Below are 20,735 nucleotides of genomic sequence, written 5' to 3'. Positions count from 1 at the left end.
ACGATGGGCCCATGACTGCAACGCTCGTCGCGAAGAACGTGGCCGGCGGATTCGCCCATCGCACCCTCTTCGAAGGTCTCGACGTGACCGTGGCGCCGGGTGACGTCATCGGGGTGGTGGGTGCCAACGGCGCGGGCAAGAGCACGCTCCTGCGAATCCTGGCCGGGGACCTCGAACCGCTCGAGGGCACGGTCAGCCTGGCCCCGCCGGACGCGTTCGTGGGGTGGCTGCCGCAGGAGCACGAGCGGGTGCCGGGAGAGACCGTCGCCGCGTACGTCGCGCGTCGCACGGGCTGCGCCGCCGCGACCAAGGCCATGGACGATGCGGCGGCGGCGCTGGCGGACGAGACCTCCGGCCCTGGCGGGGCAGACCCCGCCGACGTCTACTCCGCTGCGCTGGACCGGTGGCTCGCCAGCGGCGCGGCGGACCTCGACGAGCGACTGCCCGCGGTGCTCGCCGATCTCGGGCTGGACACCACCGACGTACGACCGGACTCCACCCCGATGACCTCGTTGTCGGGCGGACAAGCCGCGCGGGTGGGGCTGGCGGCGTTGATGGTGTCGCGCTTCGACGTCGTGCTGCTCGACGAGCCCACCAACGATCTCGACCTCGACGGCCTCGCCCGGCTGGAGCAGTTCGTACACGACCTTCGGGGCGGGGTGGTTCTGGTCAGCCACGACCGCGAGTTCCTCGCGCGCAGCGTCACGCGAGTCCTCGAACTCGACCTGGCTCAGAACACCACCACGGTCTTCGGCGGCGGGTACGAGAGCTATCTGGAGGAGCGCGAGGTCGGTCGCCGCCACAAGCGCGAGCAGTACGACGAGTTCGCCGAGAAGAAGGCCGACCTGGTGGCGCGCGCCCGCACACAGCGGGAATGGTCGAGCCAGGGTGTGCGCAATGCGATGCGCAAGGCCCCGGACAACGACAAGAACCGGCGGCGGGCTGCCACCGAGTCCAGTGAGAAGCAGGCCCAGAAGGTGCGGCAGATGGAGAGCCGGATCGCGCGGCTGGAGGAGGTCGTCGAACCCCGCAAGGAGTGGACCCTCGAATTCACCATCGGCGCCGCGCCCCGTTCGAGCTCGGTCGTGGCGACCCTCGCCGACGCCGTCGTGCGGCAGGGCGACTTCGTGCTCGGCCCGGTGTCACTGCAGGTCGACGCCGGCGAGCGGATCGGGATCACCGGTCCCAACGGCGCGGGGAAGTCGACGCTGCTACGGCTGCTGCTGGGTCGTCAACTGCCCGACGCGGGTCGGGCCAGTCTCGGGGCCAACGTGGCGATCGGCGAGGTCGACCAGGCTCGCGCCGACTTCACCGGGGCGGGACGGCTCGTCGACCGGTTCTCCGAGCGGGTGCCGGAGTGGACCACGGCGGACGTACGGACGCTGCTGGCCAAGTTCGGCCTGCGCGCGGATCACGTCGAACGCGGCGTCGACGACCTGTCTCCCGGTGAGCGCACCCGCGCGGGCCTGGCGTTGCTGCAGGCCCGGGGTACCAACGTCCTGGTGCTCGACGAGCCGACGAACCACCTTGACCTTGCCGCGATCGAACAACTCGAGGAGGCGCTGGACGGCTATGACGGTGCCTTGCTGCTGGTGACGCACGACCGACGGATGCTCCAGAACGTCCGGTTGGACCGGACGTTGGTGGTCGAGCGAGGGCGGGTCACCGAGGTGTAGACCCGCCCCGGGCCGGCTCACTCCAGGACGAAGACGGGGATCTGACGGTCGGTCTTGGTCTGGTATTCGGCGTAGGGCGGGTAGGCCTCGACGGCCAGCTTCCACCACTGCTCGCGCTCTTCGCCGTCGATCTCACGGGCGGTCAGGGTCGTGACCTTGTCACCGTCCTGTACGACGACGGTGGGGTTGGCCTTGACGTTGAAGTACCACGACGGGTGCTTGGGATCTCCACCCTTGGAGGCGACCATGGCGTACTTGCCGTCGGCCTCGACGCGCATCAGGGGCACGTAGCGCTTCTTCCCCGACTTCACCCCGGTGGTGGTGAACAGGACGATCGGGCGGTCGAGTACCTCGACGCCGTCGGTGGTGCCCTGTTCGAGAATGCGTTTGGTCTGGTCGCGCACCCAGTCGGTGGGGCTTAGTTCGGCTTCGGTTCCGGCGTTGTCAGTCACGGGGCGCACAACACCGATGCGGTCGCATTTATTCCCGGGTCGTCCCGATTGGCCCGGGCGCCGCGACCTCGTCAGGTCGCGACGGGCACGACCACTTCGTTCCGGCGACGGAACGGTACCGTCCACGGCGGGTCGTAGAACCAGGCCTGAGGTTCGCCGCTGACTTCGATTCCCTTGTCGCGCAGCGCATTCAGGAGTTCGGTTGACTTGGCGGCGACCGCGGCCGTGCCACGGTCGCCGGTGAAGCGCAGCACCGCCATGGTCTCGGGGGGGACCTCGACCAGGCGCACCCTGTCGTCGTCGGGGGCGGGCAACGTGGCCATCGTCCACTTCGAGGGCATGAAGAAGCGGATCACCCAGCCGTTCTCGTCGTCACCCGAGCGCGACACCGGGGCGGTCATCTCGATCGTGCGGCTGCCGGATGCCGCCTGGCTGACCGGCGCCGTCATGGCGATCTTGTCGGACCCCCCGTTGCCGCCGAAGATGTAGCGAGCCAACCGCCGGAAGCCCTCGCTGCGCGCTTGCTCCTCGGGGGCCTCGACGGTCGTCTCGGCGGCGATGCGAGGTCGGTAGCGGCGGATCTCCAGGCCGTCGGCCAGCCGTTCGGTGTCGTGTGGCGGCTCCTCGGTGCCCACCCGGATTCCGGCGATTCCCAGCACGGACTCGGCAACCTGCGTCACCACGTTCGCCAGTTGGTGCAATGGCTGCGTCATGCCTGGACCGTACCCGGATGGCGGGCGCTGCAACCGCCGCCGGAGTTTGAGACCACCGGGGGGCGGGGATGTCGTCAAGACCGAGCAGATAGGAGGGGTGGCCATGACGTTGACGACTTTGACCAGCGCTTTCGACAGGGCGGTGGAATTCGTCCGACCGGGGCGGAACCAACGCATCCTTGGGCAGCCGCACATTCCGCTCCTGGCGCTGATGGCGCGGTCCGACGTTGCGACCGGTGGCGGATCGGCGTGGCGGCGATGACGGCCGTACCACCGGATCCGGACCCCGTCGAGATCCCTACGGTGGGCGACGCCCATGGTGTGCAACCCGGGGAGACCCCGCCAGACTCGGGCTCGACGACGCAGTCGGCCAACCGGAATCCGCCCCCGCGCAGCAAGATGACGCCGACCGGTGTCGCGGCGTTGATCGCCGTCGGGGTCATCTTCGCGATCTTCCTGATCGTCTCGGTGGTCTATCTACTGCAGGTTGCGGGGGTCATGGACCGATGGTGACGCGGTGGTCACCACGAGGCAGACCAGTCCCGCTCGCGTAGTCGGTGCCGGTGATCGGCGGGCGCCGGTACTGGCCCGCCGACGGCGGGTAGCGCCTCCCAGCGGCGGGTGGTCGGGCTCCACGTCCGCTGGCGGGACGACATGTCGAGGGGCCTCGCCAGGTTGACGTAGTGGCGGGTGCGGTTGCCGCCGTTGCGCTTTGCCTCGTACATCGCGGCGTCCGCGGCGGCGATCACGCTGGTGATCGCCTCGTAGGGGCCGTCGCCCGTCAGCACCTCGTGGAACGTGACGCACGCGGTCCCCACACTGGCGGTCGTCGGAAACGGCAGCACCTCGATGGCCTTGCACAAACCCTGCCCGATCGCAGCGGGAGTGGACTGGCCGACGTCGACGGCGACCAGGAACTCCTCGCCTCCGGCGCGGCCGATGACCGACCCGCGGGGCGCATGGTCGCGCAGCGCCCGGCCGACGGCCGCCAGGGCGAGATCGCCGTGGGTGTGGCCGAGGGTGTCGTTGAGGCGCTTGAACTCGTCGAGGTCGATCATCGCGATGAGTAGCGTGCCGTCACCGTCGCCGGCGGTGGCCAGTGCGGCGGTCCGTCGGTAGAACGCCCGGCGGTTGTAGAGCCCGGTGAGCGGATCACGGTCCGCCTTGAGAAGGTCGACGCCCAGCGTGTGGACGATGATCTGAACGCCGTACGGGACGGCGACGTTGCCGATGAGCACGACCGCGAAGGCGCTCGCCGTGCGCACGTAGCCGTCGACGTCGACGAGGGCCACGGCCGGCACGGCCGACACCGCGAGGACCACCATCAGGTTGGCGACCATCAACGCGGGGGTATGGAAGAGCGCGATGTAACCGGAGATGGTCGCGAACGTGGTGCATCCCAGGATGGCGGTCAGCGGATCGCTCTGGGCCAGCACCGCGCACGCGATGCTGAGGCTGGCGGTGATCGAGAAGGCGATCGACTGGGTCTTCGACGGGAAGCGATGGAGCCAGAGCGCCGCACCGGCCATCCCACCGATCCCGGCCGCCACGCTGAGCGTCCGGTCGAGCGTCGACACCGGCGGGGCGGAGCCCAGCAGCATGGCGAACGGGACGACGGCGAGGCAGAGCGTGACCGCGACCAGGACGCCGCGGGTCATCGTCGCCATCCGGCGGACGTGAAGAAAGGCGCTGAGCCAATCGAAGTGGTCAGGCTGACGCCACCACCATCGAATCGCCGTCACGATCGAGCTCCCCCGCCTGGCTGGTACACCGGAGCGCAGCAACGCCGCGCGTATTTGCCACATTCGTGACGTGACGGGGTCTTGGTCACGTCCGGTAGCGCTCGACTCTACCCGGGGCGGGGAGTGGTCCAACACGCAATGTGGTCGACCTGCGTCAGGCCGGGTTAGCCGGTGGGCTCCCCGGCGTCGTCGGACGAGCTGTCGTCCGGCGCCGACTCCGCGCTCGCCCGCTGCGGGTCGTCGTCCGATTCCTGCGAGTACGTCTTGCGATGCTCGCGCGGTTCGTCCTCGTAGATGCCGCTGCCTTTGGGCATAGTCACTCCGTTCGCCAGATGGGACACCGTCGTGGGCGTTCCCGGGGCCGCGCGGATCAAACGGTCCGACGACCGCTGGGCCCGGCGTCGTCGCCGAAACCGCGGAGAATGGTCTCCAGATGCCGCCGCCACAGCTGGGCGCCGCGGCGCTCCGGGTCGACGCGTTCGGAGGCGATGACGCCGCGCAGCGCCCAGACGGCCGCGGCCACGTCGTCGGGGGTCACGTCGGCTCGCACCGCTCCGGCGCGCTGTGCGCCGATCAGCAACTCGGTGGAGAGCCGGCGAAGTTCCTCGACGACGGGTTCGGGGGCAAGCTCGCCCCAGACCGGAGCGGACAGGCCCGACTTCTGGGCGAGTTCGACGCCGACGGTCCGCAGGAACGTTTCGAGGCCGCGGTCGGCGGGCCCCGTGGCCGCGGTCTCGGCGGCCTCCACGAGGCGGCCGAAGAATGCGGAGAGCACCTCGCGGACCAGCGCGTCCTTGTTGGCGAAGCGTCGGTACAGGGTCGCGGGTCCCACGCCGGCGGCCGTCGCGACGTCGTCGAGCGTCGCGCTTGATCCGTGCTCGGCGAACACCGCCTCGGCTGCGGCCACCAGCCGTTCGCGGTTGGCGGCGGCGTCTCGACGCACGACTGGCACCCCCTGATCGGTCCGGCGGGAAGTAAATCTAGCGCGGGCACGTTCCAGCCATGTGATAGTTCGACTATCGGATATCCGAATGGAGGAGAACATGAGCAAGGTCTGGTTCGTCACGGGATCGTCGCGAGGTTTCGGGCGCGAACTGGTGCGCGCCGCGCTGGCCGCCGGCGACGACGTCGCCGCCACCGCCCGTCGACCCGAACAACTCGCCGACCTCGTCGACGCCCACGGGCAGCACGTCCTGCCCCTGACGCTCGACGTCACCGATCCGGCGCAGGCCACCTCGACGATCGCGCAGGCCCGGGCGCGGTTCGGGCGTATCGACGTCGTGGTCAACAACGCCGGATATGCCAACGTCGCGCCCATCGAGACCGGCGACGAGGCGGACTTCCGCGCTCAGTTCGACACCAACTTCTGGGGCGTCTACCACGTCTCCAAGGCCGCGATCCCCGTCCTGCGCGAGCAGGGTGGCGGGTTGATCGTGCAGTTCTCGTCGATGGGCGGCCGCGTCGGAGGGTCGGCGGGCATTGCCTCCTACCAGGCCGCGAAGTTCGCCATCGACGGCTTCTCCCGCACGCTTGCGGCCGAGACGGCGCCGTTCGGCGTCCGAGTCCTCGTGGTCGAGCCCAGCGGTTTCGCCACCGACTGGGCCGGCTCGTCCATGGAGGTCGCCGACATCCCCGACCGGTACGCCGACACGGTTGGAGCGATGAACGCCATCCGGGCCAGCGACGCGATCTCGGCGGGCGATCCGGCGCGCGCCGCGGAGATCCTGGTCACGATGTCGCGCCGCAGCGATCTGCCGTACCACCTGCCGCTCGGGGTCAACGCCGTCGAGGGATCCATCCGCCAGGACGAGCTACTGCTCGCCACCGACCGGAAGTGGGCGGCGGTGGGCAGATCAGCCGACTTCGCCGAGCCCTATCCCGTCGAGTTCCCCGCGGAGGCGTGACCGACGCAGCCTAGGGGCCACCCTTCCAGTGCTCGATCCGGTGATGGTCGGGGGTGAACCCGTGGTCGACGCCCCACAGCACGGCCTTGGTTCGGCTGGTGGCGTCGATCTTGCGGTAGATCGTGCGGATGTAGGACTTGACCGTGTTGGGTGACAGGTAGGTCAGAGCCGCCACCTCCGCGTTGCTCTTGCCCTGGGTGATGAGCGCCAGGATCTCCGACTCGCGGTCGCTCAGCCCCTCACCGCGGCCGGGCCAGTCGAGGCCTACCGCGCTGCGGGTTCGGGCCGGCGCCTCGCTGATCACCATCTCGCCGGCGTGGACGGCTTCGAGCGCGGCCACCAGGTCGCGGGCCGGCAGCGTCTTCGACAGATAGCCGTGCGCCCCATGCTTCTTGGCGCTCTCAATGAGGTCGGGATGAAAGTTCCACGTGTACACCACGACTCGCCGGGCCCGCGGATTCGCGACCAGCACGCCGATCTCGTGGTGATCGGACTCCGGTTGGGCGAACGAGTCGTAGAGCACGACGTCGACCTCGTCGCTGACGCCCATCGTGGTGTCGAGTTCGGCTACCACGACGCGGTCGCGGTAGTTGTCGAACATGTTGGCCACGCCCATGACGACGACGTCGTAGTCGTCGACGAGTGCGACGGTGATCGGACGCTTGTCAGAGGGGGCCATGGGGAGGGACATTACCGCCCTAGGGGTGTATCCGGACCACCCCAAAGGGTCTTTCATTGGACTCAGCGTCGAGCGCCCTCGGCGCGTACCACCTCGAATGAAGGGTCCATCATGATCGTTCTGGGAATCGTCCTCATCGTCCTCGGTTTCATCCTGCCGAGCCTCGTACCCACCTTCGCCTTCGCGCACCTACTTCTGGTCGTCGGCGTGATCCTGCTCGTCGTCGGCGTCGTGCTGGCGCTCCTGGGATCTCGTGGCCGGGCGGTCGGAGGTCGCCGGCACTACTACTGACACCCACGGTCGTCGCCCTCGCGAAAGTGTTGCCGCTCAACGGGTGTAGTGCTCGATGCACCGGGTAAGTGCACCAGAGGTACATCGGTTCACGAGTGGAGGAACAATGGCTAGTGGTGTGGCGACGGTGTGGATGCCCGTCGAAGACATGGGTCGGGCACTGAAGTTCTACGGAGAGACCCTCGGTTTGACGGTCAAGAGCGAGGGCGACGACTGGTCCGAGCTCGACGCCAACGGGGTGTCGATCGGACTCAACGGTCGCGAGGAGACGCACGGTGAGCACACCGGCGGGGCAGTGCTCACGCTGCAGCCCGACGGCACCCTCTACGACGAATTGGTCCGTCTCACCGACGCGGGCGTCACGTTCGTCGGCGAGGTCAGTGAGCATCCCTGGGGCCGGATCGCGGCGTTCAAGGACTCCGAGGGCAACGACCTGCAGCTGTTCGAGCCGCCGTCGGAGTGACGTCGGCGTGCCAAGAGCCCCATTTCTGTTGGGAATGGGGCTCTTTGGTGTCGAGAGGGCCTAGGACCTGATCGCGCTCTGCTTCTCGAGGAACGCCGCGGTGTCGTAGAAGGTGCGGAACGCCTCGATCTCCTCCCCGCTGGATTCCAGGACGCTGACCCCGTCGTAACCGAATTCCGAGCCGTTGGTCAACGTGCCGTTGGACGTCCACTCCAGAAAGGCGATCCCGTCTCCGGTGACGACGTGGTGAAACGTCGACTCGATCTCGCCGAACACGCGCCGGTACTGCTCCCAGAACGTTCGCGCACCATCCTTGCCGCTCTGCCCGTGGGGCATGCCGGCCTTGTTCAGGGTGGCGCCGTCGCCGAAGAGCGCCACCAGTGGTTCGACGTCGTCGGCGCGGTGCAGTTCGCCGAGGGCGGTCACGAACTTCTTCGTCAGCTCATCCATGACCTGCCCTTACCCGGCGCCGATCCGGCCAACCAAAGATGACGCGAACGTCAGAGTCTGCCGCGCAGCAAGAGGTTCCAATAGATCTGCGGGAGGCCGTAGCGGTCGAACGCCCATGCCGTGCGCCTGGGTTTGAGTGGGTCGAGAAAGGCAGGCAGCGACGAGGCGAGCGCCCCGTCTCTGGTGAACTCACCGGTGATGAGGTGGCGCTCATCGGTGGCGATCGGTGCGACGGTGTACCCGTCGTAGGCCTCCGCCGCGGGGTGACCGTGCCGCGCGGCCAGAAGGTTGTCCACCATCATCGAGACCTGCGGCCGCAGAGCGCCTCCGGACGGGTCGGTGCCGACGTTCGCCCCGTCCCCGACTGCCCACACCTCGGGATGGCGGCGATGCCGGAAGGTCGCCGGGTCGACGTCGGCGACGCCGCAGGCGTCGTCGGCGGCCAGTCCCGAGGAGGCCAGCCAGCGCGGCCCGCGAAACGGCGGCACCAGGTGCAGGAGGTCGTAGGAGATGGGGCGCACCGCGCCGTCGCGTCGACTGGTGACGGTGATGTGACGGTCCTCCGGGAACAGTCCGGTGACCGCGGTGTCACACAGCACCCGCACGCCGAGATTGCGGAGTTCGGCGCGGATCTTGGTGTCCAGGTCCGGTGCGTCCAGCAGTGTCGGACGGTCGACCACCAGCGTCATCTGAACGCCGGGAAGACGACGCGTGCGTTGCCAGTACGCGGCCGCGAGGAACAGCGGCTTGATGGTGGTGCCCGTACAGCTCACCGGCGGCCGGGGCACGGTGAATACCGCGTGCCCGCCAATGGGAATGCGCTGCACCAACTCCCACGTCTTCTCCGCCGCGTCGAGGTAGTTGCTCGTCACGGCGGGGTTCTCCATCGCCGCGTCGACGCCGGGAAGCTCGTCGGTGTCGGGCACCAGGCCCGGCGCCAGGATCAGGTCGCGGTAGCGAAGGGCGCGACCCGAGGCGCACCGCACCGTCCGCTCTCCCGCGTCGACCGCGACGGCCGAGTCGCGGATCCAGGTGCAGCCCTTGGGCGTGACCGAGCGTTGGGTGCGTTCGGCGCTGCGCATGTCGGCCTGGCCGCCGCCGACGTAGGAGAGCAGCGGGCGGTAGGTGTGCACCGACTGCGGTTCCACCACTGCGACGTCGGTGACGCCCTTCTTGAGCAGCCGCGCGGCGGCGCTGATGCCTGCGTTGCCACCACCGATGACCACGACCTCGAAGCTCGCGTCGACGTGTCCGATCGGTGAGGTCATGGCAGTGACTTACCCGCAACGGGCCGTTCCACGCCCGCCGCCGGCGACACCCTGGAGTCGGGGGGATTCGTTCACCATCCGGAGATTAAAGCCGCGGGGACGGGGCATGTCGCTAGTCACCGCCCCCAAAGACGCGACGGAGCAACGCAGTGACCACGATCTTCACCGACGAACTCACCGATCGATCCGGCCCGATTCAGGTGCCGATCGGTGTGTATCCGCCACAGGAGGACTCGGCCCTCCTGATCGAGGCCCTTCGGGCATCCGGTCTGGCCGCCGGGAACCGTGCCGCCGATCTGTGTTCGGGCAGCGGTGTGGTGGCGTTGGCCGCGGCCGAGCAGGGCGCGGCATCGGTTGCCGCCTTCGAGATGAGTTCCCGCGCGGTCGCCTGCGCCAGGCGCAATGCGGCCGCCGCCGGTCTGGGTGTCAAGGTGCATCGCGGATCGTGGACGCGGGCAGTCGAATTCGAGCCCTTCGACGTCGTCACCTGCAACCCTCCCTACGTGCCGTTCGACGACGGTGCCGACGACTCACCGGTGTCGGAGGAGGCCGGGCCGGCAACCGCGTGGAATGCCGGACGGGACGGGCGCCGGATCCTGGACCCGCTGTGCGAACGCGCACCGGAAATGCTCGCCGACGGCGGCACGATCTTCATCGTGCACTCCGAGTTCTCCAACGTGGACCGGACGGTCGAGGGTCTGGAGGAAGCCGGCTTGCGGGCGCGCGTCGTCGCCGAGCAGTGGATTCCGTTCGGCCCCGTGCTGACGGCGCGGGCGCACTGGCTGGAAAGGATCGGGCTGCTCGAGGTGGGCCGACGCCAGGAGTTGTTGGCCGTCGTCCGAGCCGATCGGGTCTGAGCAGGGGCTCAGTTCCCGGAGTCGATGACCCGCTGGGCGATGTCGGTGAGCTTGACGTTGCCCTCCTGGCTCAGCTGCCGGAGCATGTTGAAGGCTCGGACGGCGTCGACGCCGAAGCGCTCCATGATGATGCCCTTCGCCTGCCCGATCCGGTCCCGGCTCAAGAGGGCTGCGTTCAGTTGGGTCTGGGCTTGGGTGGTGATGATGGCCGAGGCAGCGTGGGCGGCGAGGATCGTGCCGACGGTCTCGGCGTCGGAACTCCACGTGTTCGGCTGAAATCCGAAGAGGTTCAGCGCGCCGGCCGTTCGGTCGGCGGTGTAGAGCTTGAACGACAAACCGCTGAGCACCCCGATCTCGACGACGGCGGGGGAGTACTGCGGCCACCGCGTCTCCTCGCGGAAGTCGTCGGTCCGCACGACCGTGTCGGCGAGTGCGGCCTGCACGCACGGCCCCTCGTTGAATGTCACCTGCAGGAGGTCGAGCTGGTGCGGAAGCTCTGACGTCGTCGCGACCGAGCTGAACTTCCCGCCGCGTTCCAGCAACAGGATGCCTGCGGTGTCGACTCCGGGGATCAGGTCGACGGCAGCCGCGGTGACCTCCTCGAGAATGGTGTCCAGGCTGGGCTTGGGCACCAGGCTTCTCGCCAGCTCGGCCATGCGGAGGGCGAGCGCGTGGTTCATCGATTGGGACACCCCCCCGGATGCCCCCAGGTCGGCCTGGTCAAACGACGTGTGGTCCACCGACCGGCGCCCAGTCGACGACGCGGGGTGTGCCGTGGAGGTCGCGGGTGATGAGCCCCTGCAGCTCGAAGGCGTCGAGCCAGCCCTTCATCGGCCACCATCCCCAGCGCCGGTGGAAGGTGATCGCGTTGGCGACGATGTCGGCCAGGTGCTCGGTCGGGGGATCGGACACCGGATGAAATTGGTGATAGGCATGAGCGCCTCCGACCCAGCGCAAGCCGACGTCAGCAGCGGCCGCAAGCTGGGCGTAGTCGGTGTCCTCGCCCCCGTAACCGACGTAGTCGGTGCTGAAGCCGCCGATCCGCTGCCAGACCGCGACGGTGACGGCGAACGACAACGACCAGAAGAGGTGGTACTCGTCGCCTGCCACTGTCATTCCTGCGGGCGGCGCGGGTCGCACCGGATGGGGATCGGTGAGTTCGGCCAGCCGGGCGAGGTCGTAGCCGCCGGGCCCGGGCGCCGGGAGGTAGGTGACCGGGCCGCAGAGCAGCGCCTCCTCGTGCGCCGGTGTGCCCGCGGCGCGCTGGTAGTAGCCGAGCAGGTCGGGCGAGGGAATGCAGTCCACGTCGAGGAAGACGAGTAGATCCGCGCCGTCGTCGATCGCCACCCGGGCACCGAGGTTGCGCGCCGCCGCCATTGGGATCCGCGGCGAATCCGAGTTCAGCGGCACGACGGTCACCCGTGCATCCTGAACCTGCCCGGCGACGGTGTCGTCGTCGACGGCCACGATGACGTGACGGTCCGCCACACTGGTGCTGCGGTCGAGACCGTCGAGCTGCTTGCGCAGGTGTCCGGTGCGGCCGCGCACCGCCGTCACGACCGCCGTCCTCACGCCGCCACCCGCTCGATCACCGCCGCGGCCCGGGCGGCCGCGTCGGCGGTCCGCCAGCGTTCCCACACGTCCGATCCCAGGGCGCGCGCGTCGTCGATGAGGCGTGGCCAGTCCGCCAGGTCCGGCCACTGTGGTCGCACCACGGCCAGCCCGGCGCGCTCCAGGGCCCGCGCCGTGGCCCGCTGTTCGGTGAACGGACGCTCGGCGGCGATGATGATCGCCGGTCGGCCGGCGGCGGCGATGTCGGCCACCGAACTCTGGCCGGCCGAGGAGACCACCACGTCGGCAGTGCACAGCTGCGGCCAGGGGTCTTCGACCCACGGACCCCCGGCCACCCCCAGCGACGACCACCGAAACTCCGGATGTGCCGTGGCGCAACGTGTTATGGCGGAGACGTCCAGATCCGCACCACCCGAACCGTTGAGCACCAGCACGCCGGGGCGATGGTCGGAGGGGGGCGACGGCCGGGGACGGCCGTCGAAGCGACTGATGCCGCCGACGTAGGTGGTCTTGGCCGCGTGCGGCACCAGCCACGGTGGCTCGTAGAGGTTCTCCGGCCACGCCGCCAGGATGTGCTCGGCGACGCGGTAGGCAAGTTCGTGAGGTGGGTCCGTCCGCTCACCGGGCATCGCCACCACGATGACGGGGACACCCAACAGACGCACCAGCATGGTCACCTCGACCGACACGTCGACGACCATCACCGTCGGCCGGTGCGTCGAGACCCACTCGGCGATCATGGCCATCCGGTCGCGTAACCCGTTGTTGCCCAGCGGTGCCCAGTGCAACGTACCGTTGGCCGTCGCATCGGGGAAGTCGTCCCCGTCGTCGTCGCGGGGAAGCCGAACCGTCGCCACCCCCGGCTGCGCCTCGATCGAGAGCGACGACAGCATGGTGACCGGCTCACGCAGACGTGCGCAGATGCTCGTCGCTCGGGAGAGGTGTCCGCGTCCGTGATGATGCACGTAGTAGCCAATCATTGTCGGCGGCGTTCCGTTCGTCGATGAGGTTGCGGTAGATCGCGAGGTACCGCGTCACCATGGAGCGGGCGCTGCATCGCATGACCGCGCTGTGGCGCACGGCTTCCCGTGAGAGCCCGATCGCCTCGGGGATCGCGGCCGCCATGGCGGCGACGTCGCCGGGTGTGACGAGCCGTCCGCTCTGAGCGTCGATCACCTCGGGTATCCCGCCGCGGGCGAAGGCGACGACGGGGGTACCACACGTCGTCGCCTCGGCGGCGACCAGACAGTACGGCTCGTCCCACACCGGGGTGACCAGGGCGGCGGCCGCGCCGCCGACCAGAGACGCCAGCCGTTTTTGGTCGAGATGCCCTGCGTAGCAGACTCGTTCGCTCAGCTTCGGAGCAATCGCCTCGCGGAAGTACTCGGCGTTTCCGATGGGTCCGGCGAGCACCAGGCGACGTCCCGACAGCGCTGCCGCCGCGATGGCGAGGTGCGTTCCCTTCTCGGGAACCAGACGGCCCGACCAGACCAGGTAGTCACCACCGGGCCCGGGCGGCCAGCAGCCGGGGTCGACGCCGTTCGGGACGACGTGCATGCGGTCGGCCACGACGTGGCTCCAGGCGTCGCCGGTGTAACCGCTGACCGCCGCGAACGCGGAACCGGCACCGCCGGTCGCCCCGATCGCGGACTCGAGCCACGGGATCGGCGGCGTGTGCAGGGTGGTCAGCATCGGCATGGGCAGCCGGGGGGCGAGGTGGATGGGGACGTGATGGAGGGCGTGGTTGTGGATGACGTCGAAGCGGTGGTGGCGCTGGTCGACGAGACCGCCCATCAGGTCCAGGTAGGCGTACTGGTCGGACTCCCAGACCGCCCCCGGCGGGGGAAAGGGTCGGTCGGCGGCGGCGCTGCGGCACAGCGGGCTGATGGTCAGACCCGGCAGGTCGGATCCCACGTCGGAGCCGGCGGAGGCGAAGAGGGTGACCCGGTGGCCCTCCTCGGCGAGCGAGCGCGCCAGATGCCAGACGTGGGCTTCCAAGCCTCCGGAGAACGGCTGACGGATCGGGAACCGATTGTGTGCGATGAGGGCGATGTGCAGGCGTGACGTCACACTCTTGCCCGTTCGCGACCGGCCACGACCACACGCACCCCTTCCGATGATGATCCATCGGACGGACCATGCGCCAGCCTACGTACCCGGTCCCGCGGACTTGTAACGTCTCAATCCGCGTCGGTTCTCGCCGGACCGGGTCAGCTGGCGTTCAGCGACCCGTGGCCAGCTAGATTCGACACCCATGGCGCTGTCACCGGACATCGTGGGGATGACCTACGAGTACCCCGATCACTACGTCGTCGGGCGCGAGGCGATCCGCCAGTACGCGGTCGCCGTGAAGAACGACGACCCCGCCTACGTCGACGAGGGGGCCGCGCGCGCCCTCGGCCACGACGCGATCCTGGCGCCGCTGACGTTCATCTCCGTCTTCGGTTATCACGCCCAGATGGCGTTCTTCGACCACGCCGACATCACCATCACCGACGAGCGGCTCATTCAGGCCGAGCAGGGGTTGAAGTTCCTCATTCCGATCAAGGCCGGTGACGTCCTGCGCTGCCGCATCCGCATCGACTCGCTGCGGCGGGCCTTCGGTGCCGACGTGCTGACGCTGCGGAGTTGGATCCTCAACCAGGACGGCGAGACGGTCCAGGAGGACTACACGACCATGGCGGGCCGCACCGAGTCCGACGAGGGCTGACCGGCGGGTGTTTCCCCGGCGCCCCACCGGGTAAGTGCCCGCCACGTGGCGATGCGCACGAAGTGTGGTGGGGAGCGCCAAGGTGGACGACGAGGTAGGGCGGCAACGGACGTGGAGGGAATTCTCCGGCGCGGTCAACATGACGGCGTCGGAGCTTCGCAGGTGGCTTGATGGTGACCACTCGCAGTCGGTGGGGCAACGGCCCGACGGCGGCGAGTCGACCGGCCACGCGAGTGGTCGACACGTCGCGCAGATCCTCGAGACGAAGAAGTCCGACCTCTCGCATGCCGACTTCGACCAGATGCGAAGGGTGATCGATTACGTCAAACGCCATGTTGCGCAACGGCCGTCGGGTGACGTCGAGGACACGGCGTGGCGCCACTCCCTGATGAACTGGGGGCACGATCCCCTCAAAGAGAACTCTTGACTGGTTCCAGAAAGCGTATTAGAACAGAGGGCGTGGGTGGTCCCGTGGAGTTTCAGCGGCTGCTGCGAGAGGCGGCGCTTCGGGTGACGCGGCCGCGAATCGCCGTGCTCGGCGCCGTGTACGCCAACCCCCACGCCGACACGGAGACGATCACCCGCGCCACCCGTAGCGAGGTGCCCGACGTCTCGCATCAAACCGTCTACGACGCGCTGAGCGCGCTCACCGCCGCCGGACTCGTACGACGCATTCAGCCCGCTGGATCCTTGGCCCGCTACGAGTCGCGCGTCGGTGACAACCACCATCACGTGGTGTGCCGGTCGTGCGGCTCGGTCGCCGACGTCGACTGTGCCGTCGGCGATGCGCCCTGTCTCGTACCCGCCGACGACGGTCACCTCGAGGGCTTCACCGTCGACGAGGCGGAAGTCATCTACTGGGGCTACTGTCCCGACTGTTCGGCGGTCAGCCCCGCTCGATCCACCCCGTGAAACAGCCCGTTTCGTCAACCCGGAAGGAATGTCGTGTCCACCGATACATCCGATAGCCGCCCGCCAGCCCCGGCCTCCGGAACCCGCTCCAACAGCGAGAGCGAGAACCCGGCGATCCATGCGCCCGAGCCCAAAGCGCATGCGCCCCTGAGGAATCAGGACTGGTGGCCCGAGCAGGTCGACGTCTCCGTGCTGCATCGCCAGACGGAGAAGGGCAATCCGCTCGGCGCGGACTTCGACTACGCCGAGGAGTTCGCCAAGCTCGACGTCGACGCGCTGAAGGCCGATGTCCTGTCGGTCATCACGACCTCGCAGGACTGGTGGCCCGCCGACTACGGCAGCTACGCCGGCCTGTTCATCCGGATGAGCTGGCACTCCGCCGGCACCTACCGCATCTTCGACGGCCGCGGTGGTGGCGGTCAGGGCAGCCAGCGCTTCGCCCCGCTGAACAGCTGGCCCGACAACGCGAATCTCGACAAGGCCCGCCGCCTGCTGTGGCCGGTCAAGCAGAAGTACGGCAACAAGATCTCCTGGGCCGACCTGCTGGTCTTCGCCGGCAACGTCGCGCTGGAGTCCGCCGACTTCGAGACGTTCGGCTTCGGCTTCGGTCGGGAGGACATCTGGGAGCCCGAGGAGATCCTCTTCGGCCAGGAGGACACCTGGTTGGGTACCGACAAGCGATACTCCGGCGAGCGTCAGCTGGAGGAGCCGTACGGCGCGACCACCATGGGCCTGATCTACGTCAACCCCGAAGGTCCGGAGGGCAAGCCCGATCCGCTGGCCGCCGCTCACGACATCCGGGAGACCTTCGGCCGGATGGCCATGAACGACGAGGAGACGGCGGCGCTGATCGTCGGCGGACACACCCTCGGCAAGACCCACGGCGCCGGCGACGCCGAACTGGTCGGCCCAGAGCCCGAGGGTGCGCCCATCGAGCAGCAGGGCCTGGGATGGAAGTGCGCCTACGCCTCCGGCAAGGGAGGCGACACCGTCACCAGTGGGCTCGAGGTGGTGTGGACCCCCACCCCGACGAAGTGGAGCAACGCCTACCTCGAACTGCTCTACGGCCACGAGTGGGAGCTGACCAAGAGTCCCGCTGGCGCATGGCAATTCGAGGCCAAGGACGCCGAGGAGATCATCCCCGATCCGTTCGACGCCACCAAGAAGCGCAAGCCCACCATGTTGGTCACCGATGTCTCGATGCGGGTCGACCCCATCTACGGTCCCATCACCCGGCGGTGGCTCGACCATCCCGAGGAACTCAACGCGGCGTTCGCCAAGGCCTGGTACAAGCTGCTGCACCGTGACATGGGACCCGTCACCCGCTACCTCGGGCCCTGGGTGGCCGAGCCGCAGCTGTGGCAGGACCCGGTACCCGCGGTCGACCACGCGTTGATCGACGAGGACGACGTCGCCTCGCTCAAGACCGCGGTGCTCAACGCCGGCATCGGAGTGCCGCAACTGGTCAAGACGGCCTGGTCCGCGGCGTCGAGCTTCCGCAGCACCGATAAGCGCGGTGGCGCCAACGGCGCCCGGCTTCGCCTTGAGCCGCAACGCAATTGGGAAGTCAACGAGCCGTCCGAGCTGGCCTCGGTGCTGCCGGCTCTGGAGCGGATCCAGCAGGACTTCAACGCGTCGGCAACCGGCGGGAAGAAGGTGTCTCTCGCCGACCTCATCGTGCTGGCCGGGTCCGCCGCGGTGGAGAAGGCCGCCAGGGACGCGGGGTACGAGATCGACGTGCACTTCGCGCCGGGTCGCACCGACACCACGCAGGCCGAGACCGACGTGGAGTCCTTCGCGGTGCTCGAACCGCGCGCCGACGGTTTCCGGAACTACATCCGGCCCGGTGAGAAGACGGCGGTGGAGAAGCTCCTGGTCGAGAAGGCCTACTTCCTCGACCTCACCGCCCCGGAGATGACGGTGCTCATCGGTGGCCTGCGTGCGCTCGGCGCCAATCACGGTGGCAGCAAGCTTGGTGTCCTGACCCATCAGCCGGGTCAGCTGAGCAACGACTTCTTCGTCAACCTGCTCGACATGAGCACGTCGTGGAAGCCGTCGGAGACAAGCGAGAACGTCTACGAGGGCAGCGATCGCGCAACCGGTGAGCTCAAGTGGACGGCCACCGCCAACGACCTGGTGTTCGGCTCCAACTCGGTGCTGCGCGCCGTCGCGGAGGTCTACGCACAGGACGACAACCGGCAGAGGTTCGTCGAGGACTTCGTCGCGGCGTGGGTGAAGGTCATGAACCTCGATCGGTTCGACTTGTCGTAGTCGCCGCGAGGTAGTAGTCCGATGCCGGGCCGGATCCTTCGGGATCCGGCCCGGTCGTCTTTGGGGCCGGCAGGTGTGAGGCTGGCGAGCGGGGGTAAGGGCAATGAATCCGGCTGAGCAGATGCCGAAGTCACGCGTCGCCGTTCAAGGAGCTCCATGCCCGCTCGCAAGCCAGATCAGTCCGCCCCGACGCCCGTCAGTGCCACCGGCGTCGTAAACGGTGAATCGTCTCATCAAGATCCGCGCGCTCAGTCCGGTACGTATCTGACCACTGCGCAGGGGTTGCGTCTTCCCGACACCGACCACTCCCTCAAGGCGGGGCCCCGCGGGCCGACCCTGCTGGAGGACTTTCACCTACGCGAGAAGATCACGCACTTCGACCACGAGCGCATTCCGGAGCGCGTGGTGCACGCTCGCGGTGCGGCCGCCCACGGCGTGTTCGAGTCCTACGGGACGGCAGGCAAGTTCACGAAGGCCGCGTTCCTCGGCAAGAAGGGCACCACGACCGAGGTCTTCACCCGCTTCTCGACCGTGCTCGGATCAAGGGGGTCGGCCGACACCGTTCGTGACACCCGTGGGTTCGCGGTGAAGTTCTACACCGACGAGGGGAACTTCGACCTGGTCGGCAACAACATGCCGGTGTTCTTCATCCAGGACGGCATCAAGTTCCCCGACGTCATCCACGCCGCGAAGCCGCAGCCGGATCGCGAGATCCCCCAGGCCCAGTCGGCCCACGACACCTTCTGGGACTTCGTGTCGTTGCACACCGAAGCCACCCACCACGTCATGTGGAACATGAGTGACCGCGGCATCCCGCGGTCATATCGCACCATGGAGGGCTTTGGCGTCCATACGTTCCGGCTCGTCAACGCCAAGGGCGCGACCAGCCTGGTCAAGTTTCACTGGAAGCCGGTCGCCGGGGTGCACTCGTTGGTGTGGGAGGAGGCGCAGATCGCCGCCGGATGCGACCCTGACTTCCATCGCCGCGACATGGCCGACGGCATCGAGGCCGGCGCGTTCCTGGAGTTCGAGCTGGGCGTGCAGGTCATGCCCGACGACGGGACGGACTCCTTCGAGGGCATCGACCTCCTCGATCCCACGAAGATGGTCCCGGAGGAACTGGCCCCGGTGCAGCTCATCGGCAAGATGACCTTGAACCGCAACCCCACCAACTACTTCGCCGAAACCGAGCAGGTCGCCTTCCACACCGGTCACCTGGTTCCGGGCATCGAGGTCACCAACGATCCGCTGATGCAGGCGCGACTGTTCTCCTACCTGGACACCCAGCTGACCCGCCTCGGCGGCCCCAACTTCGCCCAGCTGCCGATCAACCGGCCGCATTGCCCGGTCAACGACATGCTCCGAGATGGCATGCACCAGAGCGCAATTCACACCGGTCAGGCGGCATACCACCCCAACAGCATCGACGGTGACGAGCCGATGCCGGCCGACGAGGATCACGGCGGCTACGTCCAGACCCCACGCCGCGTCGAGGGTTCGGCGGTGCGGGCGCAGCCCGCGTCCTTCGACGACCACTTCACCCAGCCGGCGATGTTCTACCAGAGCATGACGACGCTGGAGAAGGCCCACATCGTGGAGGCGTTCACGTTCGAACTGGGCAAGGTCTACGAACAGGCCATCAAGGAACGTCAGCTCGCGGTCCTGGCAAACGTCGATGCCGACCTATGCCGGCAGGTGGCCGCGGGACTGGGCCTGCCTGCGCCGACCGGTACCCCTCCGACGGACGTGGTGGTGTCGCCGGCCCTGGTGCAGATCGTCGCCCAGCCCGGACCGATCGACGGACGCAAGATCGGCATCGTCGCCGATGCCGGGTCCGACCTCGCCGGCATCGCCAAGTTGGTCAAGTCGGCGGCGGCACTCGGCGCGACGGCGCTGGTGGTAGCGCCGGTCGGCGGCGTTCTCAGGTCGGGTCGCCGTTCGGTGACGGTGGACCGGACGTTCGCCACCGCCCGCTCGATCGAGTTCGACGCGGTGGTGATCGCAGGCGGCACCACGGCGGCCGACATCAAGCTCGTGGTGCTGTTGCAGGAGGCCTTCCGGCACTGCAAGGCGATCGCCGCGTGGGGCGACGGGACGGCGGTCCTCAAGGCCGCCCGCATACCACTCAAGGGTGCCGGCATCGCGGTCGCCGGCGACGTCGACAAGTCGTTCACCGCAACCCTGGTGGCGGAACTCGGGATGCACCGGGCGTGGGATCGCGCGTCGAAGGTGATGGCGTCGGCGGTGCCGCCCGCTGGATCGTAGGGACGTCGGCGGGATCTACAGTCAGGCATGGACTTCGAGGAGTATCGCGCCCACGACGCCACCGGGCTCGCCAAGCTCGTCGCCGGCCGTGAGGTGTCCGCGGCCGAGTTGCTCGACTTGGCGCGCGAGCGGGCCGCGGCAGTGAACCCGCGGATCAACGCCATCGTCCGTGACGTTCCCGCCACGCCCACCGACGACCTCGACGGCCCGTTCGCCGGGGTGCCGTTCCTCGTCAAGGACCTGGCACAGGACTACGCGGGCCTGCCGACCTCGGCGGGGTCGCGTGCGCTGACGTCGCGGCCCGCCGCGGAGCACTCGACGGTCGTCCGGCGCTGGCTCGACGCCGGGCTGGTCATCTTCGGCAAGACCAACACCCCGGAGTTCGGGGCCAAGGGCATCACCGAATCCGTGGCGTGGGGGCCGGCGCGCAACCCCTGGGACGTCGGGCGCACGCCCGGCGGCTCCTCCGGCGGGTCGGCCGCCGCGGTCGCGGCGGGTGTCGTGCCGTGC

General features: G+C 68.6%; 25 protein-coding genes. 13 read left to right on the top strand and 12 right to left on the bottom strand.

The features are described from left to right. The first annotated feature begins 11 nt into the window (after positions 1-11). Positions 12-1,676 (top strand): ABC-F family ATP-binding cassette domain-containing protein, encoded by a 1,665-nt coding sequence (locus H7J06_RS12585; RefSeq protein ID WP_264039212.1) that lies wholly within the window; start codon positions 12-14, stop codon positions 1,674-1,676. A gap of 17 nt (positions 1,677-1,693) precedes the next feature. Here H7J06_RS12585 and H7J06_RS12580 read toward each other — a convergent pair whose 3' ends face one another. Together H7J06_RS12580 and H7J06_RS12575 are read right to left on the bottom strand one after the other, a co-directional pair. Beyond that, complete coding sequence (locus H7J06_RS12580) at positions 1,694-2,128, bottom strand: nitroreductase family deazaflavin-dependent oxidoreductase (protein ID WP_264039211.1); 435 nt, start codon at positions 2,126-2,128, stop codon at positions 1,694-1,696. A 71-nt stretch (positions 2,129-2,199) separates the two neighbouring features. After that, positions 2,200-2,841 carry an SOUL family heme-binding protein gene (locus tag H7J06_RS12575; protein WP_264039210.1) on the bottom strand — a complete coding sequence of 214 codons (642 nt, stop codon included), beginning with the start codon at positions 2,839-2,841 and terminating at the stop codon, positions 2,200-2,202. A gap of 103 nt (positions 2,842-2,944) precedes the next feature. Between H7J06_RS12575 and H7J06_RS12570 the strand changes: the two genes are divergently transcribed. Together H7J06_RS12570 and H7J06_RS12565 are read left to right on the top strand one after the other, a co-directional pair. Further along, a complete protein-coding gene (locus tag H7J06_RS12570) occupies positions 2,945-3,103 on the top strand; it encodes a hypothetical protein (RefSeq protein ID WP_264039208.1) in 159 nt (52 codons plus the stop codon). After that, positions 3,100-3,354: a DUF6480 family protein gene (locus H7J06_RS12565; RefSeq protein WP_264039207.1), complete on the top strand. Its 255-nt coding sequence runs from the start codon at positions 3,100-3,102 to the stop codon at positions 3,352-3,354. The genes H7J06_RS12570 and H7J06_RS12565 overlap by 4 nt, the downstream gene beginning before the upstream one ends. An 8-nt stretch (positions 3,355-3,362) precedes the next feature. On the opposite strand, the gene H7J06_RS12560 is transcribed toward H7J06_RS12565, so the two are convergent. From H7J06_RS12560 to H7J06_RS12550, 3 genes are all read right to left on the bottom strand, one after another. Further along, a complete protein-coding gene (locus H7J06_RS12560; protein ID WP_264039206.1) occupies positions 3,363-4,583 on the bottom strand; it encodes a GGDEF domain-containing protein in 1,221 nt (406 codons plus the stop codon). A 164-nt stretch (positions 4,584-4,747) separates the two neighbouring features. Next, positions 4,748-4,897, bottom strand: coding sequence for a hypothetical protein (locus tag H7J06_RS12555; protein ID WP_264039205.1), 150 nt, complete (start codon positions 4,895-4,897; stop codon positions 4,748-4,750). Between the two features lie 56 nt (positions 4,898-4,953). Next, a complete protein-coding gene (locus H7J06_RS12550) occupies positions 4,954-5,526 on the bottom strand; it encodes a TetR/AcrR family transcriptional regulator (RefSeq protein WP_264039204.1) in 573 nt (190 codons plus the stop codon). Positions 5,527-5,626: 100 nt separating this feature from the next. Here H7J06_RS12550 and H7J06_RS12545 point away from each other — a divergent pair, with 100 nt between their 5' ends. Continuing rightward, on the top strand, positions 5,627-6,487 hold the full coding sequence (locus tag H7J06_RS12545; RefSeq protein WP_264039203.1) for an SDR family NAD(P)-dependent oxidoreductase: 861 nt from the start codon (positions 5,627-5,629) through the stop codon (positions 6,485-6,487). A 10-nt stretch (positions 6,488-6,497) separates the two neighbouring features. On the opposite strand, the gene H7J06_RS12540 is transcribed toward H7J06_RS12545, so the two are convergent. After that, a complete protein-coding gene (locus H7J06_RS12540; RefSeq protein ID WP_264039202.1) occupies positions 6,498-7,166 on the bottom strand; it encodes a LuxR C-terminal-related transcriptional regulator in 669 nt (222 codons plus the stop codon). 111 nt (positions 7,167-7,277) lie between these two features. Between H7J06_RS12540 and H7J06_RS12535 the strand changes: the two genes are divergently transcribed. Further along, the gene (locus H7J06_RS12535) at positions 7,278-7,457 is read left to right on the top strand and encodes a DUF6131 family protein (RefSeq protein WP_264039200.1); all 180 of its coding nucleotides are present in this window, start codon (positions 7,278-7,280) and stop codon (positions 7,455-7,457) included. A gap of 106 nt (positions 7,458-7,563) precedes the next feature. Next, the gene (locus H7J06_RS12530) at positions 7,564-7,920 is read left to right on the top strand and encodes a VOC family protein (RefSeq protein WP_264039199.1); all 357 of its coding nucleotides are present in this window, start codon (positions 7,564-7,566) and stop codon (positions 7,918-7,920) included. Positions 7,921-7,980: 60 nt separating this feature from the next. Here H7J06_RS12530 and H7J06_RS12525 read toward each other — a convergent pair whose 3' ends face one another. Both H7J06_RS12525 and H7J06_RS12520 read right to left on the bottom strand, forming a co-directional pair. Further along, positions 7,981-8,370, bottom strand: a complete 390-nt coding sequence (locus H7J06_RS12525; RefSeq protein WP_264039198.1) for a nuclear transport factor 2 family protein — start codon at positions 8,368-8,370, stop codon at positions 7,981-7,983. A gap of 50 nt (positions 8,371-8,420) precedes the next feature. After that, the gene (locus H7J06_RS12520) at positions 8,421-9,638 is read right to left on the bottom strand and encodes an NAD(P)/FAD-dependent oxidoreductase (RefSeq protein ID WP_264039197.1); all 1,218 of its coding nucleotides are present in this window, start codon (positions 9,636-9,638) and stop codon (positions 8,421-8,423) included. Between the two features lie 149 nt (positions 9,639-9,787). On the opposite strand from H7J06_RS12520, the gene H7J06_RS12515 reads away from it, so the two are divergent. Beyond that, positions 9,788-10,495, top strand: a complete 708-nt coding sequence (locus tag H7J06_RS12515; protein WP_264039196.1) for a HemK2/MTQ2 family protein methyltransferase — start codon at positions 9,788-9,790, stop codon at positions 10,493-10,495. Positions 10,496-10,503: 8 nt separating this feature from the next. Here the strand turns inward: H7J06_RS12515 and H7J06_RS12510 are convergent, their stop codons facing one another. From H7J06_RS12510 to H7J06_RS12495, 4 genes are read right to left on the bottom strand one after another with little or no spacing between them, the layout of a single operon-like run. Continuing rightward, positions 10,504-11,175 carry a GAF and ANTAR domain-containing protein gene (locus H7J06_RS12510; protein ID WP_264039195.1) on the bottom strand — a complete coding sequence of 224 codons (672 nt, stop codon included), beginning with the start codon at positions 11,173-11,175 and terminating at the stop codon, positions 10,504-10,506. A 40-nt stretch (positions 11,176-11,215) separates the two neighbouring features. After that, positions 11,216-12,067 (bottom strand): glycosyltransferase family 2 protein, encoded by an 852-nt coding sequence (locus H7J06_RS12505; RefSeq protein ID WP_264039194.1) that lies wholly within the window; start codon positions 12,065-12,067, stop codon positions 11,216-11,218. After that, positions 12,064-13,047: a glycosyltransferase gene (locus H7J06_RS12500; protein WP_264039193.1), complete on the bottom strand. Its 984-nt coding sequence runs from the start codon at positions 13,045-13,047 to the stop codon at positions 12,064-12,066. Before H7J06_RS12500 ends, H7J06_RS12505 begins: the two co-directional genes overlap by 4 nt. After that, positions 12,971-14,137, bottom strand: coding sequence for a glycosyltransferase (locus H7J06_RS12495; protein ID WP_264039192.1), 1,167 nt, complete (start codon positions 14,135-14,137; stop codon positions 12,971-12,973). The genes H7J06_RS12500 and H7J06_RS12495 overlap by 77 nt, the downstream gene beginning before the upstream one ends. Before the next feature lie 184 nt (positions 14,138-14,321). Between H7J06_RS12495 and H7J06_RS12490 the strand changes: the two genes are divergently transcribed. From H7J06_RS12490 to H7J06_RS12465, 6 genes are all read left to right on the top strand, one after another. Further along, entirely contained in the window at positions 14,322-14,777 is a 456-nt protein-coding gene (locus H7J06_RS12490) for an FAS1-like dehydratase domain-containing protein (RefSeq protein ID WP_264039191.1), read from the top strand. An 82-nt stretch (positions 14,778-14,859) separates the two neighbouring features. Next, positions 14,860-15,204, top strand: a complete 345-nt coding sequence (locus tag H7J06_RS12485) for a DUF3140 domain-containing protein (protein WP_264039190.1) — start codon at positions 14,860-14,862, stop codon at positions 15,202-15,204. A 32-nt stretch (positions 15,205-15,236) separates the two neighbouring features. Next, positions 15,237-15,689 carry a Fur family transcriptional regulator gene (locus H7J06_RS12480; protein WP_264039189.1) on the top strand — a complete coding sequence of 151 codons (453 nt, stop codon included), beginning with the start codon at positions 15,237-15,239 and terminating at the stop codon, positions 15,687-15,689. Between the two features lie 33 nt (positions 15,690-15,722). Then, a complete protein-coding gene (gene katG, locus H7J06_RS12475) occupies positions 15,723-17,960 on the top strand; it encodes a catalase/peroxidase HPI (protein ID WP_264039188.1) in 2,238 nt (745 codons plus the stop codon). A 156-nt stretch (positions 17,961-18,116) separates the two neighbouring features. Continuing rightward, on the top strand, positions 18,117-20,225 hold the full coding sequence (locus tag H7J06_RS12470) for a catalase (RefSeq protein ID WP_264039187.1): 2,109 nt from the start codon (positions 18,117-18,119) through the stop codon (positions 20,223-20,225). Positions 20,226-20,252: 27 nt separating this feature from the next. After that, the coding region (locus tag H7J06_RS12465) for an amidase family protein (RefSeq protein WP_264039186.1) at positions 20,253-20,735 on the top strand (483 nt) is incomplete at its 3' end.

Origin of the sequence: Mycolicibacterium hodleri, assembly GCF_025822245.1 — a bacterium.
Taxonomy (GTDB): domain Bacteria; phylum Actinomycetota; class Actinomycetes; order Mycobacteriales; family Mycobacteriaceae; genus Mycobacterium; species Mycobacterium hodleri.
This window is presented reverse-complemented; position numbering and strand designations above follow the sequence as displayed.